Source organism: Lactobacillus kitasatonis DSM 16761 = JCM 1039, from assembly GCF_000615285.1.
Classification (GTDB): Bacteria; Bacillota; Bacilli; order Lactobacillales; family Lactobacillaceae; genus Lactobacillus; species Lactobacillus kitasatonis.
Genome location: NZ_BALU01000035.1, coordinates 1 through 802 on the forward strand (window position 1 = coordinate 1; position 802 = coordinate 802).

1 protein-coding gene is annotated in these 802 nt (G+C 32.9%); it reads left to right on the plus strand.

Features of this window, described 5'->3' with window-relative positions; translation table 11 throughout:
- A partial coding sequence (locus tag JCM1039_RS11635) for an SLAP domain-containing protein (RefSeq protein ID WP_025015625.1) occupies positions 1-591 on the plus strand: 591 nt, incomplete at its 5' end.
- Between the last annotated feature and the right edge of the window lie 211 nt (positions 592-802).

Consider the following 802-nt stretch of genomic DNA (forward strand, 5'->3'; position numbering starts at 1 on the left):
AAGGCATCAACTGTCACTGATGTTGAATCAGCTAAGAACACTGGTGTTGAAAACATTAAGAACATTAAGGTTCCTACTACTTCTGCAACTAAAGATGATGCCAACAAAGATAATCTTCCATCAGGTAGTCAAGCAACAGATAATAATGACTCAACTAATGGATCAAACAGTACTACAAGTACACAGCCAACAGTAAATCCTAGCGTTGAAGATACTATTACTAAGTTCCTAATGCATGCGGCTTACTTATATGATAACCAAGGAGTAAGAATTAAAAAGCCATTTATTAAAGCTTATATAACAGTTGTAGTTGATAAGACCCCTGTAGTTATCAATGGAATCAAGTATTACAAGGTAGCTGGCAAAGATGAATATATCAAGTCTGGAAACTTTGATGGAACATTGAGAGTACTGAGACATAATGCATTTGTTTATAATCACAAGGGGAAGGTTGTTCGCATCAAGGGCATTAAACTCCTACTAAAGAAGTGGCGTTTAGTAAGAACTTATGGTGCTCCATTCAATATTAATGGTCATCAGATGTATCGAATTGCCAAGAATAGATATATTAAAGTTAAAAACTTCGAGTAATTAATGACCCATCAAGTTAAGTCTTGGATAAATTTTAGAAGTATTCTTTAACTGCATAGAAAAAACTGAATTTTTAGTTCAGATAGTAAAACACAGAAATTCATTATTTTTTAGTGAATTTCTGTGTTTTTTTATTAATTTGGAAGAGTCCACCAAAAAGGCGGGCTTTTTTATAAGCATTTGATTAATTAGCGGACAAAAAAGCAGTTTT